Annotated in this window: 2 protein-coding genes; both read left to right on the top strand. The window is 40.5% G+C overall.

The window, feature by feature from the left end; translation table 11 throughout:
• Positions 1–205: hypothetical protein (locus tag ACW6NC_RS14635; RefSeq protein WP_457867139.1), on the top strand; the 205-nt coding region annotated here is incomplete at its 5' end.
• A gap of 208 nt (positions 206–413) precedes the next feature.
• Positions 414–1,837 (top strand): immunoglobulin domain-containing protein (locus tag ACW6NC_RS14640; protein WP_457867141.1); only part of this gene is annotated, 1,424 nt, incomplete at its 3' end.

The raw sequence follows: 1,837 nt of genomic DNA on the forward strand, positions 1-1,837 counted from the left end.
TGGATCCAATGCTTCTTGTTTAGAAAGCAAAAATCAAACTATTATTTTAATTCACACACAACTTTTGAGATTGATCCTGAAATCTGGTTCACTTGATTACCTGATTAAGGGAAAACCCGTAAAAGTCATTGAAAATGAGAGTTTTGTATTAAAATATTTAACTTCAACTATATTTATATTGATCAATAAATTAAATTTGATTTAAGAGCTGCGATACCCTAATCCTATCTCTAAGTTCTATTAGTATTTTTATTTTCTGCCCCTTTATGATCCTCCCCCCGGAGACCTTTAAGGTTTTAAACTATCCGCATTAGTCGGTTAAGGTATTCCCCCCTAAGTGATTTTCTTTTACCAATTTTTTGCTGCCTAAAATCTTCTTAACCGAAGATTACTAACCTTAAAATTATTAAATTATGAATGATTTTACATTGTCTGATGGCCTTCATCGTGAAGGTCTTCAGTCTAAACTTTCAGTTTATGTCAAAAAGTTAACCAGTACTCTGGGTATCCTGGGGTTTCTTGGCGCTTTTTTGATTTCGTTTGGGGCTTACTCGCAGGTTATTAGCGAGGGAGCTGTACCGGTGCAAACTCCTTTAGGAGGATTTGGTGTGGATGGTGATGCTAAAGCGGGAACTCCTGATCCCACTTATGATCTGGTCGGTGACTGGTTTTTTGAGGATTTTAATGATCAGAATGACACCGATCCCGGTGGTATTTTTAGAAGAGATCTAATTAATGAGACGCTCATTCCAATTTACGATTTCACCTATTTTTTACAGGATTCCATTCCTATGGGGAATATGAAAGATCCCACTATTTTTACCACTGCTGCAAAAATAGATCAGGATCCCAATACATATACCTGGGGAGAAGGCTCATCTCCCCCCAAAAATGAAATTCAGAATGTCGCTGCCCATTTTACCTATGGAGACCCGGGTATGAATGATTTCTTTGGTAATCCCGGGGACTCCGATGATCTCTGGGTACTCTTTGCTGCGGACAGAGCAGTCACCAATGGTGATAGTTATATAGATTTTGAGTTTTTGCAGGACAGTCTAACTATGACTGGTCTCGGTACAGGTTCCGGTGGTTTTATAAGTAAGGCACCCGCAGAAACAGGAGGTCGTAATATTGGAGATCTTCTCGTTACTGTTGGATATGGAAATGGCGGGGGAGTTGCTACTGTGGCTATCCTGCGTTGGGAATCGGATGGTTCTGGGGGGTACCATTATGAATTAAAGGATATAGACGACTATCAAGGTCTTATTTATGCAACTACCAATAAGAGCATCACCAATGTTCCTTTTGATGCTTACGGAAAGGACTATTATGAAATCAACCAATGGGTTGAAGGAGCCGTAAATTTAAGTAAGGTTTTTGAAGCCAATGAAGATCCCTGTATTTCTCTTAGTACCCTATTTGTTAGAACAAGGTCATCAGGTGAATCGGGGACCGCGCAGCTTAAGGATTTCCCGGTAGGACCTATTCAGCTTGGTCTTGACTTAACCCCTCCTGCACCCGAACTTACAGATATTGAAAATTGCGGGCCCTGGTCTGGTACACTTGATGCTTCCGGTTGTGAAGGAACTGTAAAATGGTATGATGCCGAAACGGATGGAACTTTGATTTTTACAGGAGCTTCCTATACCCCCACTAATCCTATTACTGAAACCACTTCTTTCTGGGTTAGCTGTACGGTAGACGATTGTGAAGGGCCAAGGGCAGAAGTCACTGTCACTATTTATGAGATCCCTGATTTTGATGTAGAAGACTTAATGTCTTGTGAGGATGTTGATGAGGAAGGTGGCGCATATTTCAGTTTAATGGATGCCATAGT

It is taken from the genome of Salegentibacter profundi, from assembly GCF_054121475.1.